Origin of the sequence: Nonomuraea sp. NPDC005650, from assembly GCF_040605375.1 — a bacterium.
Taxonomy (GTDB): Bacteria; Actinomycetota; Actinomycetes; order Streptosporangiales; family Streptosporangiaceae; genus Nonomuraea.
This window is the reverse complement of sequence record NZ_JBEXCR010000013.1, coordinates 109532-134508: the sequence shown is the minus strand read 5'-3', so window position 1 is coordinate 134508 and position 24977 is coordinate 109532. Positions and strand designations below refer to the sequence as shown.

The 24977-nt window shown below is 70.3% G+C and carries 21 protein-coding genes; 13 read left to right on the top strand and 8 right to left on the bottom strand.

What is annotated here, in order from left to right:
* Together kdpA and kdpF are read right to left on the bottom strand one after the other, a co-directional pair.
* Positions 1-1662, bottom strand: coding sequence for a potassium-transporting ATPase subunit KdpA (gene kdpA / locus ABZS69_RS23385; protein ID WP_355376018.1), 1662 nt, complete (start codon positions 1660-1662; stop codon positions 1-3).
* The gene (gene kdpF, locus ABZS69_RS23380; protein WP_355376016.1) at positions 1662-1751 is read right to left on the bottom strand and encodes a K(+)-transporting ATPase subunit F; all 90 of its coding nucleotides are present in this window, start codon (positions 1749-1751) and stop codon (positions 1662-1664) included. The genes kdpA and kdpF overlap by 1 nt, the downstream gene beginning before the upstream one ends.
* A 383-nt stretch (positions 1752-2134) precedes the next feature.
* Between kdpF and ABZS69_RS23375 the strand changes: the two genes are divergently transcribed.
* The 8 genes from ABZS69_RS23375 (at position 2135) to ABZS69_RS23340 (ending at position 10710) form a co-directional block, all read left to right on the top strand.
* Positions 2135-3928: an APC family permease gene (locus tag ABZS69_RS23375; RefSeq protein ID WP_355376014.1), complete on the top strand. Its 1794-nt coding sequence runs from the start codon at positions 2135-2137 to the stop codon at positions 3926-3928.
* Entirely contained in the window at positions 3925-4398 is a 474-nt protein-coding gene (locus ABZS69_RS23370; RefSeq protein WP_355376011.1) for a hypothetical protein, read from the top strand. Before ABZS69_RS23375 ends, ABZS69_RS23370 begins: the two co-directional genes overlap by 4 nt.
* Positions 4399-4617: 219 nt before the next feature.
* On the top strand, positions 4618-4878 hold the full coding sequence (locus ABZS69_RS23365; RefSeq protein WP_355376008.1) for an SAV_915 family protein: 261 nt from the start codon (positions 4618-4620) through the stop codon (positions 4876-4878).
* Positions 4879-5052: 174 nt separating this feature from the next.
* Positions 5053-7026 carry a potassium transporter Kup gene (locus tag ABZS69_RS23360; protein ID WP_355376005.1) on the top strand — a complete coding sequence of 658 codons (1974 nt, stop codon included), beginning with the start codon at positions 5053-5055 and terminating at the stop codon, positions 7024-7026.
* Positions 7027-7104: 78 nt separating this feature from the next.
* Complete coding sequence (locus ABZS69_RS23355; protein WP_355376002.1) at positions 7105-7779, top strand: carbonic anhydrase; 675 nt, start codon at positions 7105-7107, stop codon at positions 7777-7779.
* 75 nt (positions 7780-7854) lie between these two features.
* Positions 7855-8352 (top strand): YbjN domain-containing protein, encoded by a 498-nt coding sequence (locus ABZS69_RS23350; protein WP_355375999.1) that lies wholly within the window; start codon positions 7855-7857, stop codon positions 8350-8352.
* Positions 8353-8491: 139 nt separating this feature from the next.
* Entirely contained in the window at positions 8492-9883 is a 1392-nt protein-coding gene (locus ABZS69_RS23345) for an MFS transporter (protein ID WP_355375996.1), read from the top strand.
* A complete protein-coding gene (locus ABZS69_RS23340; RefSeq protein ID WP_355375993.1) occupies positions 9880-10710 on the top strand; it encodes a ChbG/HpnK family deacetylase in 831 nt (276 codons plus the stop codon). The genes ABZS69_RS23345 and ABZS69_RS23340 overlap by 4 nt, the downstream gene beginning before the upstream one ends.
* Positions 10711-10722: 12 nt before the next feature.
* Here the strand turns inward: ABZS69_RS23340 and ABZS69_RS23335 are convergent, their stop codons facing one another.
* On the bottom strand, positions 10723-11331 hold the full coding sequence (locus ABZS69_RS23335) for an SAM-dependent methyltransferase (RefSeq protein WP_355375991.1): 609 nt from the start codon (positions 11329-11331) through the stop codon (positions 10723-10725).
* Positions 11332-11530: 199 nt separating this feature from the next.
* On the opposite strand from ABZS69_RS23335, the gene ABZS69_RS23330 reads away from it, so the two are divergent.
* The 3 genes from ABZS69_RS23330 to ABZS69_RS23320 all read left to right on the top strand — a co-directional run bounded on the left by ABZS69_RS23330 (position 11531) and on the right by ABZS69_RS23320 (position 17108).
* On the top strand, positions 11531-13267 hold the full coding sequence (locus ABZS69_RS23330; protein ID WP_355375988.1) for an NAD-dependent malic enzyme: 1737 nt from the start codon (positions 11531-11533) through the stop codon (positions 13265-13267).
* Positions 13264-14724, top strand: a complete 1461-nt coding sequence (locus ABZS69_RS23325) for a class II fumarate hydratase (RefSeq protein WP_355375985.1) — start codon at positions 13264-13266, stop codon at positions 14722-14724. Before ABZS69_RS23330 ends, ABZS69_RS23325 begins: the two co-directional genes overlap by 4 nt.
* A 92-nt stretch (positions 14725-14816) precedes the next feature.
* Complete coding sequence (locus ABZS69_RS23320; protein ID WP_355375982.1) at positions 14817-17108, top strand: polysaccharide lyase 8 family protein; 2292 nt, start codon at positions 14817-14819, stop codon at positions 17106-17108.
* Positions 17109-17115: 7 nt separating this feature from the next.
* Here the strand turns inward: ABZS69_RS23320 and ABZS69_RS23315 are convergent, their stop codons facing one another.
* Genes ABZS69_RS23315 through ABZS69_RS23295 form a run of 5 tightly spaced genes read right to left on the bottom strand, consistent with a single transcriptional unit; the run spans position 17116 to position 21808 of the window.
* On the bottom strand, positions 17116-18183 hold the full coding sequence (locus ABZS69_RS23315) for a hypothetical protein (protein WP_355375980.1): 1068 nt from the start codon (positions 18181-18183) through the stop codon (positions 17116-17118).
* The gene (locus ABZS69_RS23310; protein ID WP_355375977.1) at positions 18180-19238 is read right to left on the bottom strand and encodes a polyamine ABC transporter substrate-binding protein; all 1059 of its coding nucleotides are present in this window, start codon (positions 19236-19238) and stop codon (positions 18180-18182) included. Before ABZS69_RS23310 ends, ABZS69_RS23315 begins: the two co-directional genes overlap by 4 nt.
* 16 nt (positions 19239-19254) lie before the next feature.
* Positions 19255-20232 (bottom strand): ABC transporter ATP-binding protein, encoded by a 978-nt coding sequence (locus tag ABZS69_RS23305; RefSeq protein ID WP_355375974.1) that lies wholly within the window; start codon positions 20230-20232, stop codon positions 19255-19257.
* Positions 20229-21020 (bottom strand): ABC transporter permease, encoded by a 792-nt coding sequence (locus tag ABZS69_RS23300; RefSeq protein WP_355375971.1) that lies wholly within the window; start codon positions 21018-21020, stop codon positions 20229-20231. Before ABZS69_RS23300 ends, ABZS69_RS23305 begins: the two co-directional genes overlap by 4 nt.
* Positions 21017-21808, bottom strand: coding sequence for an ABC transporter permease (locus ABZS69_RS23295; protein WP_355375968.1), 792 nt, complete (start codon positions 21806-21808; stop codon positions 21017-21019). Before ABZS69_RS23295 ends, ABZS69_RS23300 begins: the two co-directional genes overlap by 4 nt.
* Positions 21809-21972: 164 nt before the next feature.
* Here ABZS69_RS23295 and ABZS69_RS23290 point away from each other — a divergent pair, with 164 nt between their 5' ends.
* Complete coding sequence (locus tag ABZS69_RS23290) at positions 21973-22914, top strand: LacI family DNA-binding transcriptional regulator (protein WP_355375966.1); 942 nt, start codon at positions 21973-21975, stop codon at positions 22912-22914.
* Positions 22915-23456: 542 nt separating this feature from the next.
* Positions 23457-24833 carry a HAMP domain-containing sensor histidine kinase gene (locus ABZS69_RS23285; RefSeq protein ID WP_355375963.1) on the top strand — a complete coding sequence of 459 codons (1377 nt, stop codon included), beginning with the start codon at positions 23457-23459 and terminating at the stop codon, positions 24831-24833.
* The last annotated feature ends 144 nt before the right edge of the window (positions 24834-24977 follow it).

Genomic DNA, 24977 nt, shown 5'->3' with positions numbered 1-24977 from the left:
TTACGAAAGTCCTTCTGCGATGGGGCCGAGCGCGAGGGCCGGGAGGAAGGTGAGCGCGACCAGGATGATCGTCACGCCGACGACCATGCCGACGAACTGCGGCCGGTGCGTCGGCAGCGTGCCCGCGCTCTCGGGCACCGGCGCCTGGGCGGCCAGCGAACCGGCCAGCGCCAGCACCACGATGATCGGCAGGAACCGGCCGAACGCCATGCACAGGCCGAGTGCCACGTCATACCAGGGCGTGTTCACGGTGATCCCGGCGAAGGCCGAGCCGTTGTTGTTGGAGGCGCTGGTGAAGGCGTAGAGGACCTCGGACAGGCCGTGTGGGCCGGAGTTCAGCATGCTCGCCCGCTGCTGGGCCGAGCCCATCGCGGCCGCGGTGCCGATCAGCACGAGTACCGGGGTGATGAGGAAGTACATCGAGGCCAGCTTGATCTGGCGGGCGCCGATCTTCTTGCCCAGGTATTCGGGGGTGCGGCCGACCATCAGGCCTGCCACGAACACCGTGATCACGGCCAGGATCAGCATGCCGTACAGGCCGGAGCCGACCCCGCCCGGCGCGACCTCGCCCAGCATCATGTTGAACAGCGTCATCATGCCGCCGAACGGCGTGTAGGAGTCGTGGAAGGAGTTGACCGCGCCGGTGCTGGTCAGGGTGGTGGCGGCGGCGAAGGTGGCGGAGTTCGAGACGCCGAAGCGGGCCTCCTTGCCCTCCATCGCGGCGCCGACGGCCTGCGGCACGGTCGCGTGCCCGCCCAGCTCGAAGGCGTTGGTGAGCAGCACGCTGGCCAGGGCGATGACGCCCATCACGGCGAGGATCGCATACCCCTGCCGCACCTGCCCGACCAGTTTGCCGAAGGTGCGGGTCAGCGCGAACGGGATCACCAGGATCAGGAAGATCTCGAACCAGTTGGTCCAGGTGGTGGCGTTCTCGAAGGGGTGGGCGGAGTTGGCGTTGTAGAAGCCGCCGCCGTTGGTGCCCAGCTCCTTGATCACCTCTTGTGAGGCGACCGGGCCGCCGGTGATCGCCTGCGTGCCGCCGGTCAGGGTGGTGACCTCGTGCGGGCCGGCGAAGTTCTGGATCAGCCCGCCCGCGACCAGCACCAGCGCGCCGACGAAGGCGATCGGCAGCAGGATCCGCACCGAGCCGCGCACCAGGTCCACCCAGAAGTTGCCGATCGTGTCGGACGTGCGGCGGGCGAACCCGCGGATCAGGGCGATGGCCACGGCCATGCCGACCGCCGCGGAGACGAAGTTCTGCACGGCCAGCGCGCCCATCTGGGTCAGGTGGCCCATCGTGGACTCGCCCGAGTAGGCCTGCCAGTTGGTGTTGGTGACGAAGCTGACCGCGGTGTTCCAGGCGATGTGGTCGGTGACCGGCTTCATGCCGATGCTGAGCGGCAGTTTGTCCTGCAGTCGCTGGATCGCGTACACGAAGAGGATCGAGATCAGCGAGAAGGCGAGCAGGCTGCGCGCGTACAGGCTCCAGGACTGCTCGGCGTCGGCGCGCACGCCGAGCAGCCGGTAGATGCCGCGCTCGACGGTGTTGTGCTTGGCGCTGGTGTAGGCGCGGTGCATGTAGTCGCCGAGCGGCTTGTAGGCCAGGGCCAGCGCGGCGATCAGGGAGACAATGAAGATCATCCCTGCGGCGGTCGTGCTCATCAGAAGCGCTCCGGGAACAGCAGGGCCGCGATCATGAAGATCACCAGGCCGACGACCACGATCAGGCCGGTGGCATTGACGGCGCTCACAGCCGCTCCACCGCCTTGACCACCAGCCCGAAGATCACGAAAATCGCGATCGTCAGGGCGACGAAGATGACGTCCGCCATCCCCACTCCTCAATCTGGAAAGTTGGTTGGGTCCCGCCCATCTCGGGCGGCTCCATGGCAAGCAAACCCCGAGATTTTGGGCGTTTTGCCGTTCTTGACGGGTTCCATACGGCTGAGGCCTGATTTTTAACGGCATCTCTACGCGGCGTACGGGCCGGGCCGCGCATCCACGTCGGCTGGCCGCTCTCGTACGTTTCGCGTAGTTATTCGCGCTGATCGTGTCAGGAACGCGTATGGATGAGGGCCCCTAGGCTCGCGTCGGGCCCAACATGAGGACGAAACCCTCATTCAGGAGCATTCTCCATGTCGATTGTGAAATCGCCCGCTGCTGCCAAGGAGCCCGCCGATACCGGTGAACGGCATCGGCTGAGCGTGGTCGGCGGGCTGGCGGCGTTGTCCCTGGACGCGATGGCGTCGGTGGCGTACGGGCCCGAGGCGATCGTGCTGGTGCTCGCCCTGGCGGGCGGCGCCGGGCTCGGCTTCACCATCCCGGTCACGCTGACCATCGCGGGCCTGCTGGCCGTGCTCACCCTCTCCTACCGCCAGGTCATCGCGGCCTTCCCCGAGGGCGGCGGCGCCTACGGGGTGGCCAGGACCTATCTGGGCCGCCGGGCCGGTCTGGTGGCCGGGGCGTCGCTGGTCATCGATTACGTGCTCAACGTCGCGGTCTCGGTCGCCGCCGGGGTGGCGGCGCTCACCTCGGCCTTTCCCGAGTTGCTGCCGTACACGGTGTGGTTGTGCCTGGCCGCGCTGGCGCTGGTGACGGCGGTCAACCTGCGCGGGATCGCGCACAGCGCCCGCGCGTTCATCGCCCCGACCGTGATCTACGTGGGTGCGATCCTGCTCGTCGTCGTGGCCGGGCTGATCCGCGGTGGGCCCGCAGTCGAGGTCTCCCATCAGGTGAGCGGCCTGCAGACGGTCGGGGTGCTGCTGTTGCTGAAGGCGTTCGCGAACGGTTGCGCCTCGCTGACCGGGGTGGAGGCCATCGCCAACGCCGTGCCGTCCTTCAGGAGGCCCCGGGTGCGGCGGGCGCAGCGGGCCGAGGTCGCCCTGGGCGCGCTGCTGGCGGTCATGCTGGTGGGCATCGCGGCGCTGATCGAGAAGTTCGCGATCGTTCCGGCGGACGGGGTGACTGTGCTCGCCCAGGTCACGCGAGCTTCGGTCGGGGATGGGCCGTTGTTCTATGTGGTGCAGTTCGCCACGGTGGTGCTGCTGGCGCTGGCCGCCAACACCTCTTTCGGGGGCCTGCCGGTGCTGGCCGAGTTGCTGGCCCGTGACAACAACCTGCCGCATTTCTTCGCTCTGCGTGCCGATCGGCAGGTGCACCGTTATGGCATCGCGTTCCTGGCCGTCGCGAGCGGGCTGCTGCTGGTCGTGGCGGGTGGTGAGATGAATCTGCTGGTGCCGTTGTTCGCGATCGGGGTGTTCGTCGGGTTCACGCTGTCGCAGGCCGGCATGGTGCGGCACTGGGCGGGGGAGCGGCCTGCCGGGTGGCGGTGGCGGGCCGGGCTGAACGGGTTCGGCGCGTTGCTGACCTTCGTGGCCGCGATCGTGGTGACGGGCTCGAAGTTCGGTGAGGGCGGCTGGTTGATCGTGGTGGCGCTGCCGCTGATGGTGGCCGGGATGGAGTGGGTCCATCGTTCGTACGCGCGGATCGGCGGGCGGCTGGAACTGGGCAGGACCCCTGAGCCGCCGCGGCCGCGCCGTTCGCTGGTGGTGGTGCCGGTGCACGCGGTCACGCGGTTGACGCGCGATGCGTTGTCGGCGGCGCTGTCGCTGGGCGATCGGGTGGTGGCCGTCAATGTCACCCATCCGGAGGACGAGCGGCAGGCGCGGGCGTTCGTCGAGGACTGGGATCGCTGGGATCCGGGCGTGGAGCTGGTGCAGGTGTTCGACGCGCACCGGCGTCTCGACGAGCCGTTGCTGGCGTATCTGGCCGAAGTGCCCGAGCCGCACGTGTTCGTGCTCATCGCCGAGGTCGAGCCGGAGCACGCCTGGCAGCGGCTGTTGCAGAACCAGCGTGGCGCGGTGCTGGCCAGGGCGTTGCGGCGGCGTACTGATGCGGTGGTGTGCCGGATGCGGTTCCGCGTCTCATGAGCGCCGCGGGCGAGTGGGCGTGGGCGGCCGGCGGCCACCGGCCGCACGGTCTGACGGCGCTGGTCGCGCTGCTGGCCGGCTGTCTGGCCGGGCTGCTGGCGGCCGGCTCGCTCATGCGCGAGCTGGACGCGTACGAGGTCGCGCACCGGCCGGTCATCGCGCGGATCGTCGAGGAGCGGCCCATCGTCTCGCGGGTGGTCTGGGACGGTGGGCGGCACGGCGGCTGGGTTCGCGGGCCGTTGGAACGGGTTTCGGACACGACGGCCCGGGTGTGGCTGGACGACCGGGGTCGTCCGGCGCCGCGGCCGATCGGGGCGGTGGAGGTCGTCTTCGGCGCCTTGGTGGCCGCCGTCCCCGCCGGGGCGCTGGGGTGGCTGGTCGTGGGGGCGCTACTGCCGTGGTGGACCGCCCGCAGGGCCGCCCTCCGGCTGGATCGGGAGTGGCGCGAGTACGGCTCGTCGGGGCCGTAGCCGGGCGTGCGCTCGGTCGGCGGGATGGGAGCGGCGATCTTTACGGCTCCTTGATGGTTTCGGCCTATGAAATGAATGAATGCCAGTAAACGTGGTGTGCGCCGTCAACGGCGCGTCAGTATTTCCACGGCCGGCGTCCGAATTTCGTAACGATCGCGGATTGTGGCCGGTGACGGTTCTAGCGTCTGCCGGGTACGACTCTTCGCTGGAAGGAAGCAGATGTCAGAGCCCCGATTGTGCGTTCCCGTCACGGTGGGCACGTGCGCCTTGACCCTTCGGTTGTTCCGCACGGCCTCGGGCAAGCGGACGGCGGTCGCGTTCTCCTCGCCGTCCAAGCTGGCCACAGTGCTCGGACCCGACCAGCGATGGGTACCGCTCACCGCCCCGGCGCTGCGCGGCATGGTCGCCGGCCTGGACGTCATCGGCATCGTCCTCGATCCCGCGGGCACGATGACCAGGCCCGCGAAGCGGGTGGCCTGATATTCCTCTCGCGGCAGGATAAGGCGCGCGAAATGCCGTCCCACTGAAAGGAACGGCGAAATGTGCGGATGCCTTGTGTTGAATCGTGACCGGTGCGGGTGATTTGGGCTACCGGCGGTTATGTTGGGGAAGCGGTATCGTCCGGCACAGCAGCCCGCGCGGAGGAGAAGCGTCGTGACCGATGGCCAGCACGTGCCCGCGCCGGACGGCGGATCCGCGGCACAGGGGTCGTCGGCGGCTCGTGGTCCGGGCGCGCACGACGCGGTGCGGCTCGCGCTGGTGGTCGGTGCCCTCGGTGTGGTGTTCGGCGACATCGGGACCAGTCCCATCTACACCCTGCAGACGGTGTTCAACCCGAGCGACCCGCATCCCGTCCCGGTCAGCACGGAGAACGTGTTCGGCGTGGTGTCGCTGGTGTTCTGGGCCGTAATGATCATCGTCACGGTCACGTACGTGCTGCTGGCGATGCGCGCCGACAACGACGGTGAGGGCGGCATCATGGCGCTGATCACGCTGTTGCGGCGGTGGAGCACGCAGCGGGGCCGGCGGGCCGCCGCCGTGCTGGCGGCGCTGGGCATCTTCGGCGCTTCGCTGTTCTTCGGGGACAGCATGATCACCCCGGCGATCTCGGTGCTGTCCGCGGTCGAAGGGCTCAAGGTCGTCGAGCCGTCGCTGAAGGACCTCGTCGTGCCGATCACCGCGCTGATCATCGTGCTGCTGTTCCTGGTGCAGCGCCGGGGGACCGCGGCGGTCGGGCGGGTGTTCGGGCCCGTGATGATCGTCTGGTTCGTGACCATCGGCGCGTGCGGCGTGGCCGGCATCGCCGGGCACCCGGACATCCTCAAGGCGCTGTCGCCGACCTACGCGGTCGGCTTCCTGACCGGTCATTTCGGCGTCGCCTTCTTCTCGTTGGCGGCGGTCGTGCTCGCGGTGACCGGCGCCGAGGCGTTGTACGCCGACATGGGCCACTTCGGCCGCCGGTCGATCAACCGCGCCTGGCTGATCCTCGTGTTCCCCGCGTGCGTTCTCAGCTACCTCGGCCAGGGTGCGCTGATCCTCGCCGATCCGGCCAACATCAGCAGCCCGTTCTTCCTGCTCGTTCCCGGCTGGGGGCGGCTGCCGATGGTCCTGCTGGCCACGGCGGCGACCGTGATCGCCTCCCAGGCGGTGATCACGGGCGCGTACTCGGTCGCCTCCCAGGCCGCGCAGCTCGGCTACCTGCCGCGGCTGCGGATCGCGCACACCTCCGAGTCCACCGTGGGCCAGGTCTACGTCCCCTGGATCAACTGGCTGCTGATGGTCTCGGTGCTCACCCTGGTCTTCGCCTTCCGCAGCTCCACGGCGCTGGCCTTCGCGTTCGGCATGGCGGTGACCGGGACGATCACCATCACCACCCTGCTGTTCTTCTACGTGGCCCGCGCGAAGTGGGGCACCCCGGTGTGGATCATCGGCCTCGGCGCGACCGTGCTGCTGGCGGTGGACCTGCTGTTCGTCGCGGCCAACCTGACCAAGCTCGTCCACGGCGCGTGGCTGCCGCTGCTGATCGGCCTGACCGCGTTCACCGTCATGACCACCTGGCAACGGGGCCGCGAGATCATCAGTGCGGAGCGCGAACGGCGCGAAGGTTCGCTGCGCGAGTTCGTCGGCCGGCTCCGCACCGGGAAGGCGTGGACGCGGCGGGTCCCGGGCACGGCCGTCTTCCTCAACCGGGGCAAGGAGACCGCGCCGCTGGCCATGCGGGCCAACGTCGAGCACAACCACGTGCGGCACGACCACGTCCTGATCATGTCGATCGAGACCGAGCCCGTGCCCCGCGTTCCGGCCGACCGGCGCATCGCCGTCGACGACCTCGGCTACGCCGACGACGGGATCTTCCACGTCACCGCCCGCTTCGGCTACATGGAGACCCCGGACGTGCGCGGCGCGCTGGCGCTGCTCGACCCGGCCATGACCGAGGGGCGGCTGCGGCTCGACCAGGCGTCCTACTTCCTGTCGAAGATCGAGATCCGGCGCGGGGCGGCTCCGACCATGGCGCCGTGGCGCAAGCGGCTGTTCATCGCCACCTCGTACGTGACCGCCGACGCCGCCGAGTACTTCGGCCTGCCCCGCGACCGCACCGTCATCATGGGCTCGCAGGTCGAGATCTAGCTACTGAGGGAGAATTCAGGGCACAGACCCTCCACGTGCGGCCGTTGTGCTTCTGATTCCATACTGCATACTGTATGCATGCCTAAGATCATGAACCGTCGCGCCCTGTTAGGCACCGCCGGGCTGGTGGCCGGAGGGCTGCTGTTGGACGGCGGGGCGGCGCACGGCCTCGCGCGCCCCGCCGCCCCCGACGCGGCCTGGGCCAAGCTCAGGGAGGGCAATCGGCGCTGGGCCGCCGATGCCGCGATCCACCCCCACCAGGACCTCGCCAGGCGGGCCGAGGTCGGCCGGAAGCAGGAGCCGTACGCGGTGGTCTTCTCCTGCATCGACTCCCGGGTGCCTCCGGAGCTGGTCTTCGACGCGGGGCTCGGCGACCTGCTCAGCGTGCGCAGCGCCGCGCAGACGATCGACCCGCTCGTGTCGGGGGCCGTCGAGTACGGGCCCGTCGAACTGGACACCCCCTTGGTCGTGGTGCTCGGCCACCAGCGGTGCGGGGCGGTGACGGCCGCCGCGCACGCGCTGGACGAGGGCACCACGCTTCCCGGCGACCTCCAGCGCATCGTCGAGGCCCTCCGCCCCGCGTACCGGAGCGCCCGGGGCGACGTGGACAGGATGATCAGGGTCAACACCGCCAGGACCGTGGCCGGGCTGAAGGCCGGCAAGCTGCTCGCCCCGCGCGTCGCGCGCGGGCAGCTCAAGATCGTGGGCGCGTACTACTCCCTCGACACCGGGCAGATCACCCGCCTGGTCTAGGAGCGGGGTTTCCTGTGCGTTCCTCCTCACCGCCCGAGATAGGGAAGGATGGCGGGAACCCAGGAAAGGATCTTCATGATGAGCGTCGAACCCAACCCGTCCGAGCCCGCCGGGCCGGTGATCGTGCCCGACCAGGACATGGTCAAGCAGTTGCTGGAGCAGATGGACCTGAAGTACGTCGTGGATGACGAGGGCGATCTCGCGGCGCCCTGGGAGGACTTCCGCACGTACTTCATGTTCCGCGGTGAGGGGAACCAGCAGGTCTACTCGGTCCGCACCTTCTACGATCGTCCGTACGGCATCGAGGACAAGCCGCGGCTGCACGAGACGATCGACGACTGGAACCGCCGCACGCTGTGGCCCAAGGTCTACACCCACACCAGCGACGAGGGTTCGGTCCGGCTGGTCGGCGAGATGCAGATGCTGGTGGGCGAGGGCGTGGCACTGGAGCACTTCGTGGCCAGCACGGTGAGCTGGGTGCGGGCGTCGATGGAGTTCGACGCGTGGATCGTCGAGACGCTCGATCTGGCGACGGACGCGGGATCCGAGCCTCGGGACGGCGGCCAGGGGTAGCCCGCCGTCGGCCGGCGGTCGGTCGTGCAGGTCACCCGGCAGGCCGCACCGGGTGGCACCGGCCCTTTGTGCGGCCGGCAGGTTCTTGGCATGCTCGGGATCGGCGATCGACGTCCCGCGCGCCAAGGAAGGTGATCGCGTGTCCCAGTCCGGTACGGCCACCGCCCAGGGGCGGACTCCGGCGTGGCGCTATGCCGTCGGGATGTTCGGCACGTCCATCCCGATCAACATGATCAAAGGATCGATGATCCTTTTCTACGTCGACATCCTCGGGCTCGACGTCCGCGCCTACGGCGTGGTCATGGTGATCTGCGCGGTCATCGACGCGCTGGACAACCCGCTGCTCGGCCACCTCTCCGACCGCACCCGCAGCCGGTTCGGCCGGCGCCGGCCGTGGCTGCTCGTGGGCGCGCCGATGCTCACGGCCTGCATGATCGCGTTCTTCTCCGCGCCGACCTCGCTGCGCGGCGTCGGCCTCGTGCTCTGGTTCGCGGTGTTCGCGATCCTGTGCGAGGCGTTCGACTCCATGCTCAACGCCAACTACGGCGCGCTGCTGCCGGAGCTCTACCCGCGCGAGCGTGACCGGGCCGTCGCCAACGGGCTGCGCCAGGGCTTCCAGCTCGTGGCGCTGGTGATCTCGCTCGCGGTCACCCCGCTGCTCACGACGGGCGTGTTCGGCACCGAGGAGTCCACCCGGGGCTTCCAGATCACGGCGATCATCTACGGCGCGGTGGCGCTCGTCGTGATCGTGTTCATGGCGCTCGGAGCGCGCGAGAGTCCCCGCTACTCCACGCGCGAGCGGCCGCGACTGCTGCCCAGCGTGTGGTCGATCGTGCGCAACCCGATGTTCTGGACGGTCGGGCTCACCGGCGCCTGCTACGGGACGGCCATGGCGCTCGTGCTCGCGGGCATCCAGCTGTACGTCCGCTACTCGCTCGGGCTCCCGGTCGGGAACGCGCTCTACCTTCAGGGCGTCGTCATCCTCGTCACGGCGGGCGGCCTCGTGGTGTGGACGCGCGTCGTCGCCCGCCGCGGGGCCCTGTGGACCTGGCGGCTCGCCTTCGCGGTCCTCGCGGCCGGCTTCGCGGCCCTGTTCTTCGCCACCGACCTCGTCACCGCGATCGCCGCCGGGGTGCTCGTCGGGGCGGGATGGTCGGGGATGCTCGCGACGAACGACCTCATCGTCGCGCGGGTGCTGGACGCCGACGCCGCGCGCAACGGGGAGCACCGCGAAGGGCTCTTCCTGTCCGCGTTCGGCTTCTTCACCCGGCTCAACGGGATCGTGACCGGGCTCGCGCTCACCTCGCTGGGCGTGTTCTTCGGCTACAACTCGGGCGACGACCCCGGCGCCGACCCCGGGCTCGCGTTCCGCGTGTACTTATGCGCGTATCCGTTCGTGCTGACGGCGATCGGCGCGGTCGCGGCGCGGTTCGTCTCGGTCCCGCTGGAGACGCCCCCCGGGCAGGCCGCGGCGGCCGAGCCGCCGCCCTCCGGTCCCGCGGACGAGTCCGCCGCGGAGCGCCCCCGATGACCCGCCGGGTCGTGATCACGGCCGACGATCTCGGCCGGGAGCCCGGGACGACCGAGGTCGTCGTCGCGCTGCTCGCCGAGGGGCACGTCAGCGCGACGACGCTCATCTGCGTCTCGCCGGCCGGGCGGCGAGCCGCGAACCAGGTCCGGGAGCTCGGCGTCGTGCCCCGGCTGCACGTGACGCTCACGAGCGAGCGCGGGGTCCCGCGCTGGCGGCCGCTCGACCGCGCGGCGAGCCTCGTCGATGAGGACGGAACGTTGAGCGACGACCCGTTCGTCCTCGGAGCCCGCGGCGAGGCCGAGGACGTCGTACGGGAGGCGGACGCGCAGCTGCGCTGGATGCGCGAGCGGGGCCTCGTGCCCGAGGCGGCCGACTCCCACGCCGGCACCCTCTACGGCCTGCACGGCAGATCGTGGCTCGCCGAGACCCTTCGGTGGTGCGCGCGCCACGGCCTCGCCTTCCGGCTGCCCCGCGACCCGGAGCCGTACATGGGCGGGCCGCTCCCGCCGCGGTTCGCGGCGGCGCACGAGCAGGCCGTCGCGCTCGCCGACGCGCTCGGCGTGGCCATCCCGGAGACGATCGCGACCAACCGGCGCACGGCACACGAGCTCGGCGCCTACGAGCGGCTGCGCGACGACTACCTCCGCCGGCTCGCGGCCCTCCCCGAGGGCACCAGCGAGCTGTTCCTGCACCCGTCCCGCGAGGACGCGGTCACGGGACCGGACGGCATCGTACGGACCTGGGAGGCGCGGCTGCTGCGCGACCCGGTGTGGCACGAGGCCCTGGAGCGGGAGGGCGTCGAGGTCGTCGGAGACTGGTGGAGCTGACCCGGGAGCCGGTCACACCCGCCGGGGGCGCCGGGCGAGGTAGACCACCGCGGGCGGCAGGTTGCGCCAGACGGTCCGGCTCGTCATGACCTCTTCGAACTCCGTCCGCAGGCCGTCGAGCAGCCGCCTGGCCGGAGGCGCCCAGCGCGTCCAGTTGTAGGCGAACTGCGCGTAGACCCCGGACGAGGCGAGCGCCCGGGCGACCGACTCGATCAGGGAAGGCTCGCCGGCGTAGGCGACCCACGGCAGTCCGCTGACGATGGCGTCCGCCGGCCCGACGCCGCGCTCGGCGAGCAGCTCGGGCAGCCGTACGGCGTCCTCGCAGATCACCTCGACCGACGGGTACGCCCGCGCGATCCCCGCGGCGAACCTGTCGTTGAGCTCGACCACGACGTGCCTGCCCCGGCCGGCCAGCCGCCGCTGGATGGCGGAGGTGAAGGCGCCCGTCCCCGCGCCGAGCTCCACCACCACCGGCTCCCCGCGCTCCGGGACCCCCACCACCATCCGCTCGGCCAGCCACGCCGAGCTCGGCACCGCCGAAGCCGTCCGCAGGGGAGACCTGACGAACTCCCACAGGAACTGTCCCCTGTCGAGGCCGCGATGCTCTTGATCGGTTGTCACCCCTGAGATCCTGCCGAACGAGGGCTGGCGCGACATAACGCCCAGAAGGCTCGTTGGTGAACATCTGAGCGCCCCGATTGTTGTGATTTGAGGCATTCATGAGGTGCGGCTCAGCGTTCACCCGCCTGGCCGGGGCAGCATCCGCGAGAGGGGCGGCTCAGCCGTGACCGGACGCCGTGCTGACAGGGGGATGACCACGATGTCACCGGGGAAGAGGAAGCCGGATCTGGTGAGCTTCATGTTCGCCGAACAGCCGGACGGGAGTTATGTGACGTCCCTGCGGGGCCAGGCGGTGCTGCACGAGCCGCTGCTGAACAAGGGCACGGCGTTCTCGCGGGAGGAGCGCGCCGAGCTGGGCCTGGAAGGTCTGCTGCCGCCGGTGGTCGAGTCGCTGGACGAGCAGGTGCGGCGGATGTACCTGCAGTACCGCGCGCAGTCGAGCGACCTGCTCAAGAACGTCTACCTGGAGGCGCTGCGGGACCGCAACGAGGTGCTCTACTACCGGCTGCTGGTCGATCATCTGCGGGAGATGCTGCCCGTCGTGTACGACCCGACCGTCGCCGCGGCGATCAAGGGCTACAGCCACGAGTACCGCCGCCCAAGGGGCGTCTACCTGTCCGTCGAGGACCCCGCAGGGATCGAACGTGCGTTGACGAACACCAGGCTGGGCCCGGACGACGTCGACCTGATCGTGGCCTCCGACGCCGAGGAGATCCTGGGGATCGGCGACTGGGGGGTGGGCGGCGGCATCGGCATCGCCACCGGCAAGCTGGCCGTCTACACCGCCGCCGCGGGCATCGACCCCGGCCGCGTCATCCCGGTCGCCCTGGACGTGGGCACCGACAACGAGGCGCTGCTGAACGACCCGGCCTACGTCGGCAACCGGCACGCGCGGGTGCGCGGGAAGCGCTACGACGACTTCATCGACGCCTACGTCACCACCGCCACCCGGTTGTTCCCCGGCGCCCTGCTGCACTGGGAGGACTTCGGCCCGTCCAACGCCCGCCGGATCCTGGAGAAGTACACCGGCCGCGTCTGCACCTTCAACGACGACATGCAGGGCACCGGCGCCATCGTGCTGGCCGCCATGCTCAGCGCCGTCCGGGTGTCCCGGACCCCGATGCGCGAGCAGCGGATCGTCATCTTCGGCGCGGGCACCGCCGGCATCGGCATCGCCGACCAGCTGCGCGACGCGATGGTCCGCGACGGCCTGGACCCCGACACCGCGACCCGGCGGATCTGGCCGATCGACAAGCAGGGCCTGCTCACCGACGACATGCCGGATCTGCGCGACTACCAGCGGCCTTACGCCCGCCCGCGGGACGAGGTCGCCGGCTGGGCCCGCGACGGGCACGGCATCTCGCTGGCCGAGGTCGTCGAGCGCGTCAAGCCGACCATGCTGCTGGGCACCTCCACCGCGCACGGCGCGTTCACCGAGAAGATCGTGCGCACGATGGCGGCGGGCGTGGACCGCCCGATCATCTTCCCGATCTCCAACCCGACCGAGCGCATCGAGGCCATGCCCGCCGACCTGATCCGCTGGAGCGACGGCCGGGCCCTGATCGCCACCGGCATCCCGATCGAGCCGATCACGTACAAGGGCGTCACCCATGCCATCGGCCAGGCCAACAACGCCCTGCTCTACCCCGGGCTGGGGCTGGGCGTGGTGGTCGCGCGGGCCCGCCGGGTCAGCCCCGGCATGCTGCAGGCCGCCGCCGAGGCGGTCGGCGACCTGGTCGACGTCTCCGCCCCGGGCGCGTCCCTGCTGCCCCAGGTGGACAACCTGCGCGAAGTCTCCGCCACCGTGGCCGTCGCGGTCGCGAACCGGGCCGTCGAGGAACACCTGGCCCGCGTCGACCTGCGCGACCCCGTGCAGCGGGTCCTGGAGACCATGTGGCGGCCCGCCTACCGCCGGGTCCACGGGAACGGGCAGTGAGCGCGCCACGGGTCCGCGACGTGCCGATCGGGCTGCGGGCCACCGGCACCCGGACGGAGAGCGACTCGCTCGGCGAGGTGGAGGTCCCGGCCGGGCACTACTGGGGCGCGCAGACCCAGCGGTCGCTGATCCACTTCAGCATCGGCGACGATCGCATGCCCAAGGCCGTCTACCGCGCCTACGGTTACATCAAGAAGGCCGCCGCGATCGTCAACGCCCGCGCCGGCCGGCTGCCCCGGTGGCAGGCCGACCTGATCAGCCGGGTCGCCGACGAGGTCATCAGCGGCGAGCTGGACGGCGAGTTCCCGCTGTACGTGTGGCAGACCGGCTCGGGCACGCAGTCGAACATGAACGTCAACGAGGTGATCTCCAACCGGGCGATCCAGCTCGTCGGCGGGAGGCTGGGCAGCAAGGACCCCGTCCACCCGAACGACCACGTGAACATGGGTCAGTCGTCCAACGACACCTTCATCACCGCCATGCACATCGCCGCCGCGGAGGCCGTCGACGACCACGTGCTGCCCGCCGCGACCCGGCTGCGCGAGACCGCCGAGGCCAAGAGCCGGCGGTGGGAGCACGAGGTCAAGATCGGGCGTACGCATCTGGAGGACGCCACGCCGCTGACCGTCGGCCAGGAGTGGTCGGGTTACGTCGCCCAGCTCGGCGACGCCATCGACCATCTCGAACGCACCCGCATCGGGCTGTACCGGCTGGCCATCGGCGGCACCGCGGTCGGCACCGGGCTGAACGCGCCGCCGGGGTTCGGCGAGGAGGTGGCCGAGCAGATCGCCGGGCTCACGGGGCGCCCCTTCGTCAGCGCGCCGAGCAAGTTCGCCGCCCAGGCCTCCTGCGACGACCTGGTACGGGCCTCGGCGGCGCTGCGCACCCTGGCCGTGCCGCTGTTCAAGTTCGCCAACGACCTGCGCTGGCTCGGCTCCGGGCCGCGTACCGGCCTGCACGAGCTGATCCTGCCGGCCAACGAGCCCGGCTCGTCGATCATGCCGGGCAAGGTCAACCCGACCCAGGCCGAGGCCATGCTGATGGTCGCCATCCAGGTGGCCGGCAACGACATCGCCGTCTCGATGGCCGGCGCCGAGGGCAACTTCGAGCTGAACGCCTTCCGCCCGGTCATCATCAAGAACGTCCTGCACTCGGCGCGCATCCTGGCCGACATGATGGATCACTTCCGCACCTACCTGGTCGAGGGGGCCAAGCTCAACACCGAGAGGCTGCGCCACTACGTCGACCACTCGATCATGATGGTGACCGCGCTCAGCCCCGTCGTGGGCTACGACCAGGCCGCCCGCATCGCCCACCACGCCCTGGACAACGACCTCCCGCTCAGGGACGCCGCGCTCCAGTGCGGCATCGCGGCGGACCTCTACGACCGGATCGTCAGACCCGAAAGCCTCACCAAGCCCGGAGTGCCCAGCCCGGACGGCGGCGGCCGACGCTGAACGTGCGGGGCGCGACCCGGCCGCGTCGGGCCCGTGCCACCTCGACATATGATCCTTTCGTCGGAGATTTGCCCGGTCACCGGAAGGCGGTCATGACCCACCACCCCCTCAGCCGGCGGTCCGCCCTGCTGGGTGCCGCGGCCGTAGGCGGCCTCGCCCTGTGGGAGAGACCGGCCGAGGCGGTCGGCGCCGCCGCGTTCGACGCCGCGCGCGAGCGGTGGGTGAGCATGCTGGCCGGCGGGTCGTACAACGCCGCCTACACCGACAAGACGCAGGCGGTCGAGGGCTCGGCCTCCGCGGTGCTGCGCAAGCTGAAGCCCACCCCCGGCCGCCCGAGCCTGTGGCCCGACCTGCCGCTCGCGGACCCCCGTACGGGCAACTTCAACCGCTCCTACAACCGCCTGCGCACATTGGCGCTGGGCTGGGCCACGCCGGGCACGGCCATGCACCGGGACGGGCAGGTCGCCGAGACCGCGGCCCGCGCCCTGGACTTCCTGTACGAGCACGCCTACCACGAGAAGCTCGACCGGCGGGGCAGCAACTGGTACTGGTGGGAGATCGGCGTCCCCCGCGCGCTGACCGACACCTGCGCCCTGCTGTACGACGGCCTGCCCAAGGACCGCCTGGCGCGCTGGCTGCGCCCGTTACGCCGCTGGTGCCCCGACCCGGAGCGCCGCGTCAGCCACCCCGGCGTCGTCGAGACCGGCGCCAACCGGGCGGGCAAGGCCATGGCGGTGGCGATGCGCGGGCTGCTCACCCACGACGCGCGCCTGATCAAGCGGGCCAGGGACGCGGTCTCCGACCTGTTACGGCCGACCAGGGGTCCGGGCGACGGGTTCTACCGTGACGGGTCGTTCATCCAGCACGACGTGTACCCCTACAACGGCAGCTACGGCGTGGACTACCTGGAGAGCGTGGCCAAGCTGATCGCCATGCTCGCGAGGTCACCGTGGGAGATCACCGGGATCGGGAACGTCTACGACCTCGTGGACCGCTCGTTCGTGCCGTTCGTCTTCGACGGGCTGATGATGGACTGCGTCCGCGGCCGGCAGATCTCGGTGCAGGGCCACCGCGACTACCACTCGGGGCAGAAGACGGTCGAGGCCGTTCTCAACCTGCTGGAGGCGGCGCCCGAGCGCTATGCCGAGCGCTGGCGACCGCTGGTGAAGGGCTGGCTCACCCGCAACCAGGCCATCCCCTACGACACGCTCGCGCCGCTGCCGAGCATCGCGGAGGCCAGGGCCCTGCTGGCGGACCCGTCGGTGCCGGTCGGCCCGCGCATGACGGGCACGTACGTCTTCGCCGACATGGACCGGGTCGTGCACCGCCGCCCCACCTGGGCCTACGCGATCGCGATGAGCTCGGAGCGCATCGGCGCGGCCGAGGCCATGAACCGGGAGAACCTGCGCGGCTGGCACACCGGCGACGGCATGACCTACCTCTACACCGGCGACCTCACCCACTGGAACGACGAGCTGTGGCCCACGATCGACCCGTACCGGCTGCCGGGCACGACGGTCGACACCCGCAGACGTGGCGATCTCCGGCACGGCAAGCGCCGCTTACCGCCCACCCCGTGGGCGGGCGGCGTGGCACTCGACGGCGAGTACGGCGTGGCGGCCATGAAGCTGATCGCCGACGGCTCCTCGCTGCGGGCCAAGAAGGCGTGGTTCCTCCTCGACGACGCGGTGATCGCTCTCGGCACCGGCATCACCGCCTCCGACGGCCGCCGCATCGAGACCGTCGTGGAGAACCGCAACACCCACGACACGCATCCGCCGCTGACCCGGGGCGACGGCTGGGTCCACCTGTCCGGCGTGGCCGGCTACGCGCTGCTCGGCGGCGCCGACGCGAAGGTGATCCGCAAGAAGCGCACCGGCCGCTGGCGCGACATCGACAAGGGCGCCACCACCGGAGGCGACAGGACCGCCGTCACCAGGCACTACACGACGATCCTCATCGACCACGGCGTCGACCCGCGCAAGGCGCGCTACGCGTACGCCGTGCTGCCCGACGCCTCCGTCACCCAGACCGCGGCCTACCGCGGCCGGGTCGAGATCCTCGCCAACTCCGGAGCCGTGCAGGCCATCTCCCGCGACAACGTGCTCGCCGCCGTCTTCTGGCGCGCGGGGACCGTCGAGACCGCGGACGGGCCGCTCGCCGCCGACGGCCCCTGCACGCTGCTGCTCCACCGCCACAGCGAGCGGGTGCGGCTCGCGGTCTCCGACCCGTCCAGAACCGCCGACGAGGTGCGGATCAAGCTGCCCTGGCGGGTGAGATCGGTCAAGGAGAACGACCGCAGCGTGCGCAGGTCCAAGGACGCGGTCAAGGTGGAGGTCGGCGGCAGCCGCGGCCACGCCCACACCGCGGTGGTGCACCTCTGAGACGCGCCTACTGCGCGAGCTCGCTCTCGAAGCGCTCGCGCAGCGCGGCCTTCTCGGGCTCGGGCAGCCAGCACGCCTCCACCCCGGCCAGCGCCATCGCCCGCAACCGCTCGTCCGGTACGCCGAGCTGATCGGAGAGGATCCGGTACTCCTGCGCCAGCGACGTCGGGAACATCCCGGGGTCGTCGGAAGCGGGGATGACGTTGAGCCCGGCCTCGATCATCGCCGCGATCGACGCCCGCCGCCACGGCCGCCACGAGCGCCGCGAGGTGGTCGAGATGACGGTGAACGGGATCTGCTCGTCCCTGACCCTGGCGACGACCTCGTCGTCCTCGAGCACGAAGTAGCCGTGGTCGATCCGGTCGCACCCGAGCACGTCGAGGCAGGTGAGCGTGTTGACGGCGACGGGCGCGTGCTCGGAGGAGTGGGCGGTGCGGCGCAGCCCGGCCTCGCCGGCGAGCCGGAAGGCGGCCTCGAACCGCTCGGGCGGCCCGGCGGTCTCCAGGTTGTCCAGCCCGATCCCCGCCACGTAGTCGTGCGGGTTGTCCACGACCGTGCGGACCCAGGAGAGCGCCTCCTCGCCCGACCTGCTCCGGTCGACGGCCGCGATGAGCCTGCCCGACATGCCGAAGTCGCGCTCCGCCATCCTGATGCCCTCGGCGTACGCCTCGACCACCGTGGCGTAGCCGAGCTTCTCCTGATGCTCGGTCAGCGCGTCGAAGGAGACCTCTAGATGCCTGGTCGCGCTGGTCCGGTGGGCCTCCTCGAACGCCTCGTAGGTGATCCTGGTGAGGTCGTCGGCGTCGCGCAGGACGTCGAGAACCCACGAGGACACCTGGAACAGCGAGTAGGAGACCTCGGGCTCGTCCGCGCTCCTGCCCTGCGGCACCGGGATCCGGGTGTTCAGGTAGAGCGCCGGGTCCGGGGGCCGCGAGTTCACGCCCGCGTAGATCCGCTCGGGAGTGTCGGGCAGGTCGAGCCGCTCCCGCCTGGCCAGCTCGGCGAAGGTCGAGCCGCGTACGGTGCCGATGAGATGGCAGTGCAGGTCGACCTTGGGCATCAGGTCCAGGTTCACTTGCCGGCCACCTCGCGGGTGAAGCGGTCGACCCAGGTGGTGCGGGTGTCGACGAGCTGGGCGGGGTCGAGGGTCTTGAACCCGGCGGCTATGGGGTCCTTCGCCGCTTCGCCCGTCACCTTGGCGATGTCGGCCGGGATCTCGGCCTTCGGGTTCGTGGGCAGGTCACCGGCGGCCTTCGCCATGGCGCTCTGCGCCTCGGCCGACAGCATGTAGTCGATGAACTTCGCCGCCCCCTGCTGGTTGCGCGCGCCCTTGGGGATCATCGCCCGGTTGGTCGCCATGTAGCGGCCCTTGGCGGGAGCCGTCCAGGCGATCGGCTCGCCCGAGGTGACGAGCTTGGTGGCGAAGCCGCTCAGCGCGTCGGCGGCGACGATCTCGCCCTGGGTCAGCAGGTTCGTGACCTCGGTCGAGGAGGTGTAGAACTGCAGGACGTTCGGCGCCCAGCCGGCCAGGGTCTTCAGCGAGGTGTCGATGTCGTACGGGCCCTTGCCGTACGACTCGCCCACCCCTGAGATCATGAGTTGTCCGGCGGTCACCGAAATGTCGGGCAGCGCGACCTTCCCCTTGTTCGCCGCGTTCGCGAACAGCTCCCAATCGGCGGCCTGCTGCTGGCTGAGCTTGCCGGTGTTGTAGATGATCCCGTTGAGCTGGTGCGTGTACGCCGGCCCCTCGTAGGTGCCCTCGGTCGCGAACGGCGCGAGCGTCTTCATGTTGGGCACGTCGACCTTCTGGAAGAGGCCGTCCTTCTGCCCGAGCGCGGCGAAGTAGTCGGAGATCAGGACCACGTCCGCCTCCGGCTTGCCCTTGGCGAGCTTCAGCTTCGACAGCCGGTCGGCGTTGGACCCGGTGTCCAGCTCGACCTTGATCCCCGTCTGCTTGGTGAACGGGGCGACGACCGCCTGCTCGAACTCCTTCACGCCGAAGGGGAAGGTGCTGACGACGATGGTGTTCTGATCGGCCTGCTTCGCGTCGGAGCCCGAGCCGGAGGCGGAGCATCCGGCTGCGGCGAGCACCGTCAGGGCGGCGGCCAGTATGGCACGGCGGGTGGGCATGGGAGCGTTCCTTCTTTCAGCGGGGGAGTGAGATCAGACGGTCGTCCGGCGCGATCACCGTGACGCTCGATCCGGGTGCCGGGGCCTGGCCGCTGCGCACGTCGGCGAGCAGCCGGACGGTCGCGCCCGACGGGTCGACCACGTCGAGCGAGACCAGCAGATCGACGCCGCGGAAGGCCACGTCGACGACCTTCGCGTCGAGGCCGGGGCCGTTCCCGGCGATGCGCAGATGCTCGGGCCTGATGGTCAGAGGGGTGCCGTCGGCCGCGGTGAGGAAGTTCTCGTAGCCGAGGAACTCGGCGACGAACCGGTCAGCCGGACGGGGGAAGACCTGCTGGGGCGAGCCCTGCTGCACGATCCTGCCCTCGTTCATGATGACCATCTCGTCGGACATCTCCAGCGCCTCGTCCTGGTCATGGGTGACGAGGATGACGGTCAGCCTGGTCTCGGCCTGGATGCGCCTGATCTCGGCGCGCATCTGGACGCGCAGGCGGGCGTCGAGGTTGGACAGCGGCTCGTCGAGCAGCAGGAGCTTGGGCCTGATCGCGATCGCCCTGGCCAGCGCCACCCGCTGCTGCTGCCCGCCGGACAGCTTCTTCGGCTTGCGGTCGGCCAGGTGCGCGAGCCCGACGAGGTCGAGCGTCTCCATGACCCGCGACCGTCTCTCCGCGGACGGCACCTTGCGCAGCTTGAGCCCGTAACCGACGTTCTCGGCCACCGTCATGTGCGGGAACAGCGCGTACGACTGGAAGACCATCCCGAGATCCCGCTTCTCCGGCGGCGTGCGCGTGCTGTCGACCCCGTCGATGCGGATCGTCCCCGACGTCGGCGCCGAGTAGCCCGCGATCATCCTGAGCGTGGTGGTCTTGCCGCAGCCGCTCGGGCCCAGCAGCGTCGTCAGCTTCCCGGACGGTACGGCGAGGTCGATCTGATCGACGGCGGTGAAGGAGCCGAACCTCTGGGTGACTCCGATCAACTCGGCGGCGGCGGTCATTGGTTGATCCCTCCGAAGATCTTGGCGAATCCGACCGTGCGCTCGGCGATCACCGCGATGACCACGGTGGCGGCCAGGATGAGGGTGGAAGCGGCGGCGACCATCGGGTCATAGGACTGCTGCACGTAGTCGAGCATCGTCACCGGCAGCGTCCGGAAGTCGCGTCCCTGCAGCAGCAGCGACAGCGGCACGTTGTTGAAGGACGTGACCACGCTGAGCAGCCCGGCGGAGAAGATTCCCGGACGCAGGACGGGCAGCGTCACGTTGAAGAACGCCCGCAGCGGCGAGGCGCCGAGCCCCCGGGCGGCCTCCTCCAGCACGGGGTCGGCCAGCGCGAGCGAGGCGCCGGTCACGCGTACCGCGTAGGGGAGCATCAGCGCGGTGTGCCCGACCAGCAGGGTGCTGAAGTTGTCCAGGCCCAGGCCGACCATCAGCTGCTGGAACAGCGCGAGGCCGACGACCAGCTCGGGGACGATGAGCGGCGACAGGAACAGGCCCTCGACCAGGCCCTTGCCCGGCAGCTTTCCCCGATGGACGGCGAGCGTGACCGGCACGCCGATCAGCAGCGCGAGCGCGGTGGCGAGCACGGCGAGCTCCAGGCTGGAGATCGCGGCCTCGATGAACGGCTCGTAGCCGAGCGCCTCGCCGAACCAGCGCAGCGAGACCCCGTCGGGCGGGAACCTCAGGGTGCTTCCCGCGGTGAAGGCGGTGGCGACCACGAAGATGATCGGCACGATCATGATGACGTAGCCGATGACCGCGAGCGCCGCCGTGATCGGCCGCTTCATGAGGTGGCCCCCTTCCGCCCGATCAGCGAGGACAGCCCGGAGACCAGGAAGACCAGGACCGTCATGATGAGCGCTGTCGCCGAGGCGGAGGCCCAGTCGAGCGTGGTGCTGGCGTAGTTGAAGAGCTGGGTGGACAGCATCCGCTGGCTGGACCCGCCGAGCAGATAGGGCGTGGTGTAGGCGGTGACGGACCCCGCGAAGACCAGGGTGGCGGCCACCACGATGCCCGGCATGGTCAGCGGGATGACGACGTTCCACATCGTGCGGATCCTGCCCGCGCCGAGGCCGCGCGAGGCGTCGTCCAGACCGGGGTCGACCTGGGCGACGGCCGAGTAGCAGGAGATGATCGCCAGCGGCAGGAACAGCTGGGTGAGGCCGAGGACGATCGCCAGCTTGGTGTAGAGCAACTGCGGCGCCACGTCGACGATGCCAAGCTGGACGAGCAGCTGGCCGAGCGCCCCCTTGGAGCCGAGGATCACCAGCCAGCCGAACGTCCGCACCACGTTGCTCAGCATCAATGGGAAGATCGCCACTGCCAGGAAGACGCCGCTCCAGCGTGACGGCGAGCGGGCGAGCCAGTAGGCGATGGGAAAGCCGAGGACGACGCAGATGACCGTGACGGCCAGGGCCAGCCCGACCGTGCGCCCGATCACCTCCAGGTCGTAGGGATCGGTGAGCATCTTGCCCAGGCGCGCGAAGATCTCGCTGGTCGGCACGTCCGGCGGCGCGAAGAGCATCGCGGCGGAGGGGATGAGGAAACCCGCCACGAGCAGGACGAGACCAGGCACCAGCAGAAGGGCCGATTTGCGGGAGATGTCGGCGTCCTTTCTCCGTGGCGTACGCTTGTTTGGAACCGGTTGCGGAACCGGTTCCAGGAGCCTGACCATAGATTATGAGCGGCCTCGCGCACAAACCCCCACGTGAATTCCGTGTAACGACCCAAGGAGGATCATTGCCAACACTCGCGGACGTCGCCGCGCTGGCCGGGGTTTCCAAGACGACGGCCTCCCGCGCCCTGGGCCGGCCGGACCTGGCCGCCCCGGAAACGGTGGCCCGCGTCCGCGCAGCCGCTGAGCAGCTCGGATTCGTTCCCAACCGGGCGGCCACCCAGCTTGCCCGCGGGCGGACCGGGGTGGTCGCCGTCGTGGTGCCCACGCTCGACAACACCTTCTTCACCCCGATCATCGGCGGCGCCCAGGCGCGCGCGGCCGACTCGGGCATGCAGCTGACCATCGCGGTGCACTCCCTGGAGCACGCGGCCCAGCTCGCCGCGGTCGAGCAGCTCGCGCACCAGGTCGACGGCTTCCTGCTCACCGCGCCCCGAGGCTCCGACGAGATCGTCCGCGCCGCGGCGTCGTTCAAGCCGACCGTGCTCATCGACCGCGAGATCGAGGGCATGACCTCGGCGGTCGCCGACACGGCGACCGCCTTCGGCTCGCTCGTCGGCTGGTTCGCCGAGAAGGGCCACGAGCGCATCGTGTACGTCGGCGGCCCGGCCGGCTCCTGGCAGGATCGCCAGCGCCAGGCGGCCATCCGCGCCGCGGCGGAGTCGAGCGGCGCGACGCTGACCATGCTCGGCCCCTACCCCTCGACGTTCGCCGCCGGGGTGGAGACGGCGGAGGCCGTGGTGGCCGCCCGCGCCACCGCCGTGGTCCCGTACGCGACCTCGATCGGCCTCGGCCTCATGTTCGCCCTGCTCCGCCGGGGAATCCACGATGTCGTGGTCAGCTCGGAGCGCATGATCGTCGACAGCCTCGGCCTGAACGACGTCCCCGCGATCGACGTGGACGGCGAGAAGCTCGGCCAGGTGGCCATGGACCAGCTGATGACCCTCCTCGGCGAGCGCAAGGAGCCGCCGCCCACCAGCCGCCGGCTCACCGTCCCGATCAGCTGAGCGGACCGGCAGACGCGGGAACGGACCGGATCCCCCGCCTCCGGTGGCGCCCGGGGCGCGCGGCGCCGCGTTCCGGATGCCGAACAACGAGCTCAGCGCGACGAGCGCCCGCACGGGCAGCCGCGGCGGATGGGTCCCGAGCAGGGCCGAAAGGATCAAGGACCGGGCAGTCGCGCCTCGAGTCCGAGATCGAGCTCGACGGAAAGCCCCGGCGTTTCCGGATCGGGGCCTCATTTGTCGAAACCGCTCGGTGAATTCGTGCTCGAAAAGAGCCGGCGCCCTGGCCTGGAGCCTTTACTCTGTCGCCGCATTGCTTACCGGAGCCTTTCCGGGAATGCCTCCGGAAAACGCGGATCCGGTTCGTACGGAGATCCTGCCGGAGGGACAGGCGCGAAGCTGAGGGCCCTGTCCCTCCGGGGTCAGGTGCCGCACGTGGAAGAACAGTTGCCGAGCTGGGTGATTGGCGCACCGGCCATCGGCAAGGAGAACCTGTGCGGGGATGAATACGAGGACTGAACGTGAGACTAGGCAACGGAATGAGCATGCGGACCCGTTTGGCGCTCTTCACGGGCATCGCGGTCTGCCTGCTCTGCGGTGTCTTCTCCCTGGTGCTGCTGAACGTGGCCCATCACGCGGCCACGCTCGGCCTCATCGACGAAGTGACGGCAGATGGGGAGGTGACCGCGTACTACGTCGAGCACGGTGACGGCGTGGATCCGCTGCCCGCCATCCCGCCGGCCCTCATCCGCCCCGTCCAGGTGGTCGACTCTCGCGGAAAGGTCGTCGCCGCCAGCAGCGACCTGCGGGGCAAGCCCGCGATGACCCGGCTGGTGCCGGAGCCGCCGCGGCGCACGGCCAGCACGGTGATCTGCGGGACCGTGTTCGCCTCCGACACGTGCGACGTCGTGGTCGCGCAGCGGGTGCATCGCAGCGACGGCGACTGGACCGTCTACACCGCGGCGCCGACGGTGCCGTTCTACGTCCACCCGGGGCTGCTGCCGCTGCTCGTCGTCATGACGGTGCTGCTGACCGGCGGTGCCGCGCTGGGCGCGCGGCACATCGTGGCCCGCTCCCTGGCGCCGGTGGCCCACATCCAACGACGCCTCGACAACATCCGCAACGCCGACATGAGCGTCCGGGTGCCGGTCCCCGAGGCGAAGGACGAGATCCACTACCTGGCCGGCACCGTGAACCACTACCTGAACCGGCTGGAGCGGGCGCTGGAGGAGCAGCGGCGCTTCAGCACCGACGCCTCCCACGAACTGCGCACCCCGCTGGCCGCGATGCGGGTCCAGATCGAGGACGCGCTGATCGCGCCTGAGGACACCGATGTGCCCACGCTGTCGAACGCCGTTCTGTCCAGCGTGGACCGGCTGGAAGCGATCGCCTCCGGCCTGCTGCTTCTCAGCGGGCAGGACCGCGGCACGGGCGAAGAGCTCCAACTGGTGGACCTGGCGGAGATCACGTCGATGGCGCGGAGCAGCCGGCCCTGGACCAAGACCGTCGTCGACCACCTGGCGCCGGGTGTCCTGGTCACCGGCCAGCCGTCGCGGCTGCGCGAACTGGTTACCAGGTTGCTTGACAACGCCGAGCGACACGCCGACAGCACGATCACCTTGGTCGTCCGGCGCGAGTACGAGCTCGGCGTGCAGGACGGCGGGTTCGCCTCGGGCACCGCGGTGCTGGAGGTCGCCGACGACGGAGACGGCATCCCGCCGGACCAGCGTGCGGCCGTCTTCGAACGGTTCGCCCGGCTGGACAGCGCGCGCAGCAGGGACGCCGGCGGGTTCGGGCTCGGGCTGCCGATCGCCCGCCTGATCGCCGAGGGCCACGGTGGCACCCTGACAGCCCAGGACCCCGCTCCCGGAACCCACGGGGCCCGTCTCGTCCTCTACCTCCCGCTCAGCACGCGTCCGTAGGCGCAAACGTGAGGTCAAGGTTCGGTATAAGTGCGAGCTGTATCTTTTATGGCTGTATCGGATTTACGGCATCAAGAATGGCAAGTACTGGGGTTTCTGCCGTAAGTTCTGCGAAATGAGTAATTTCTCCGGCCGCTGGGCAGA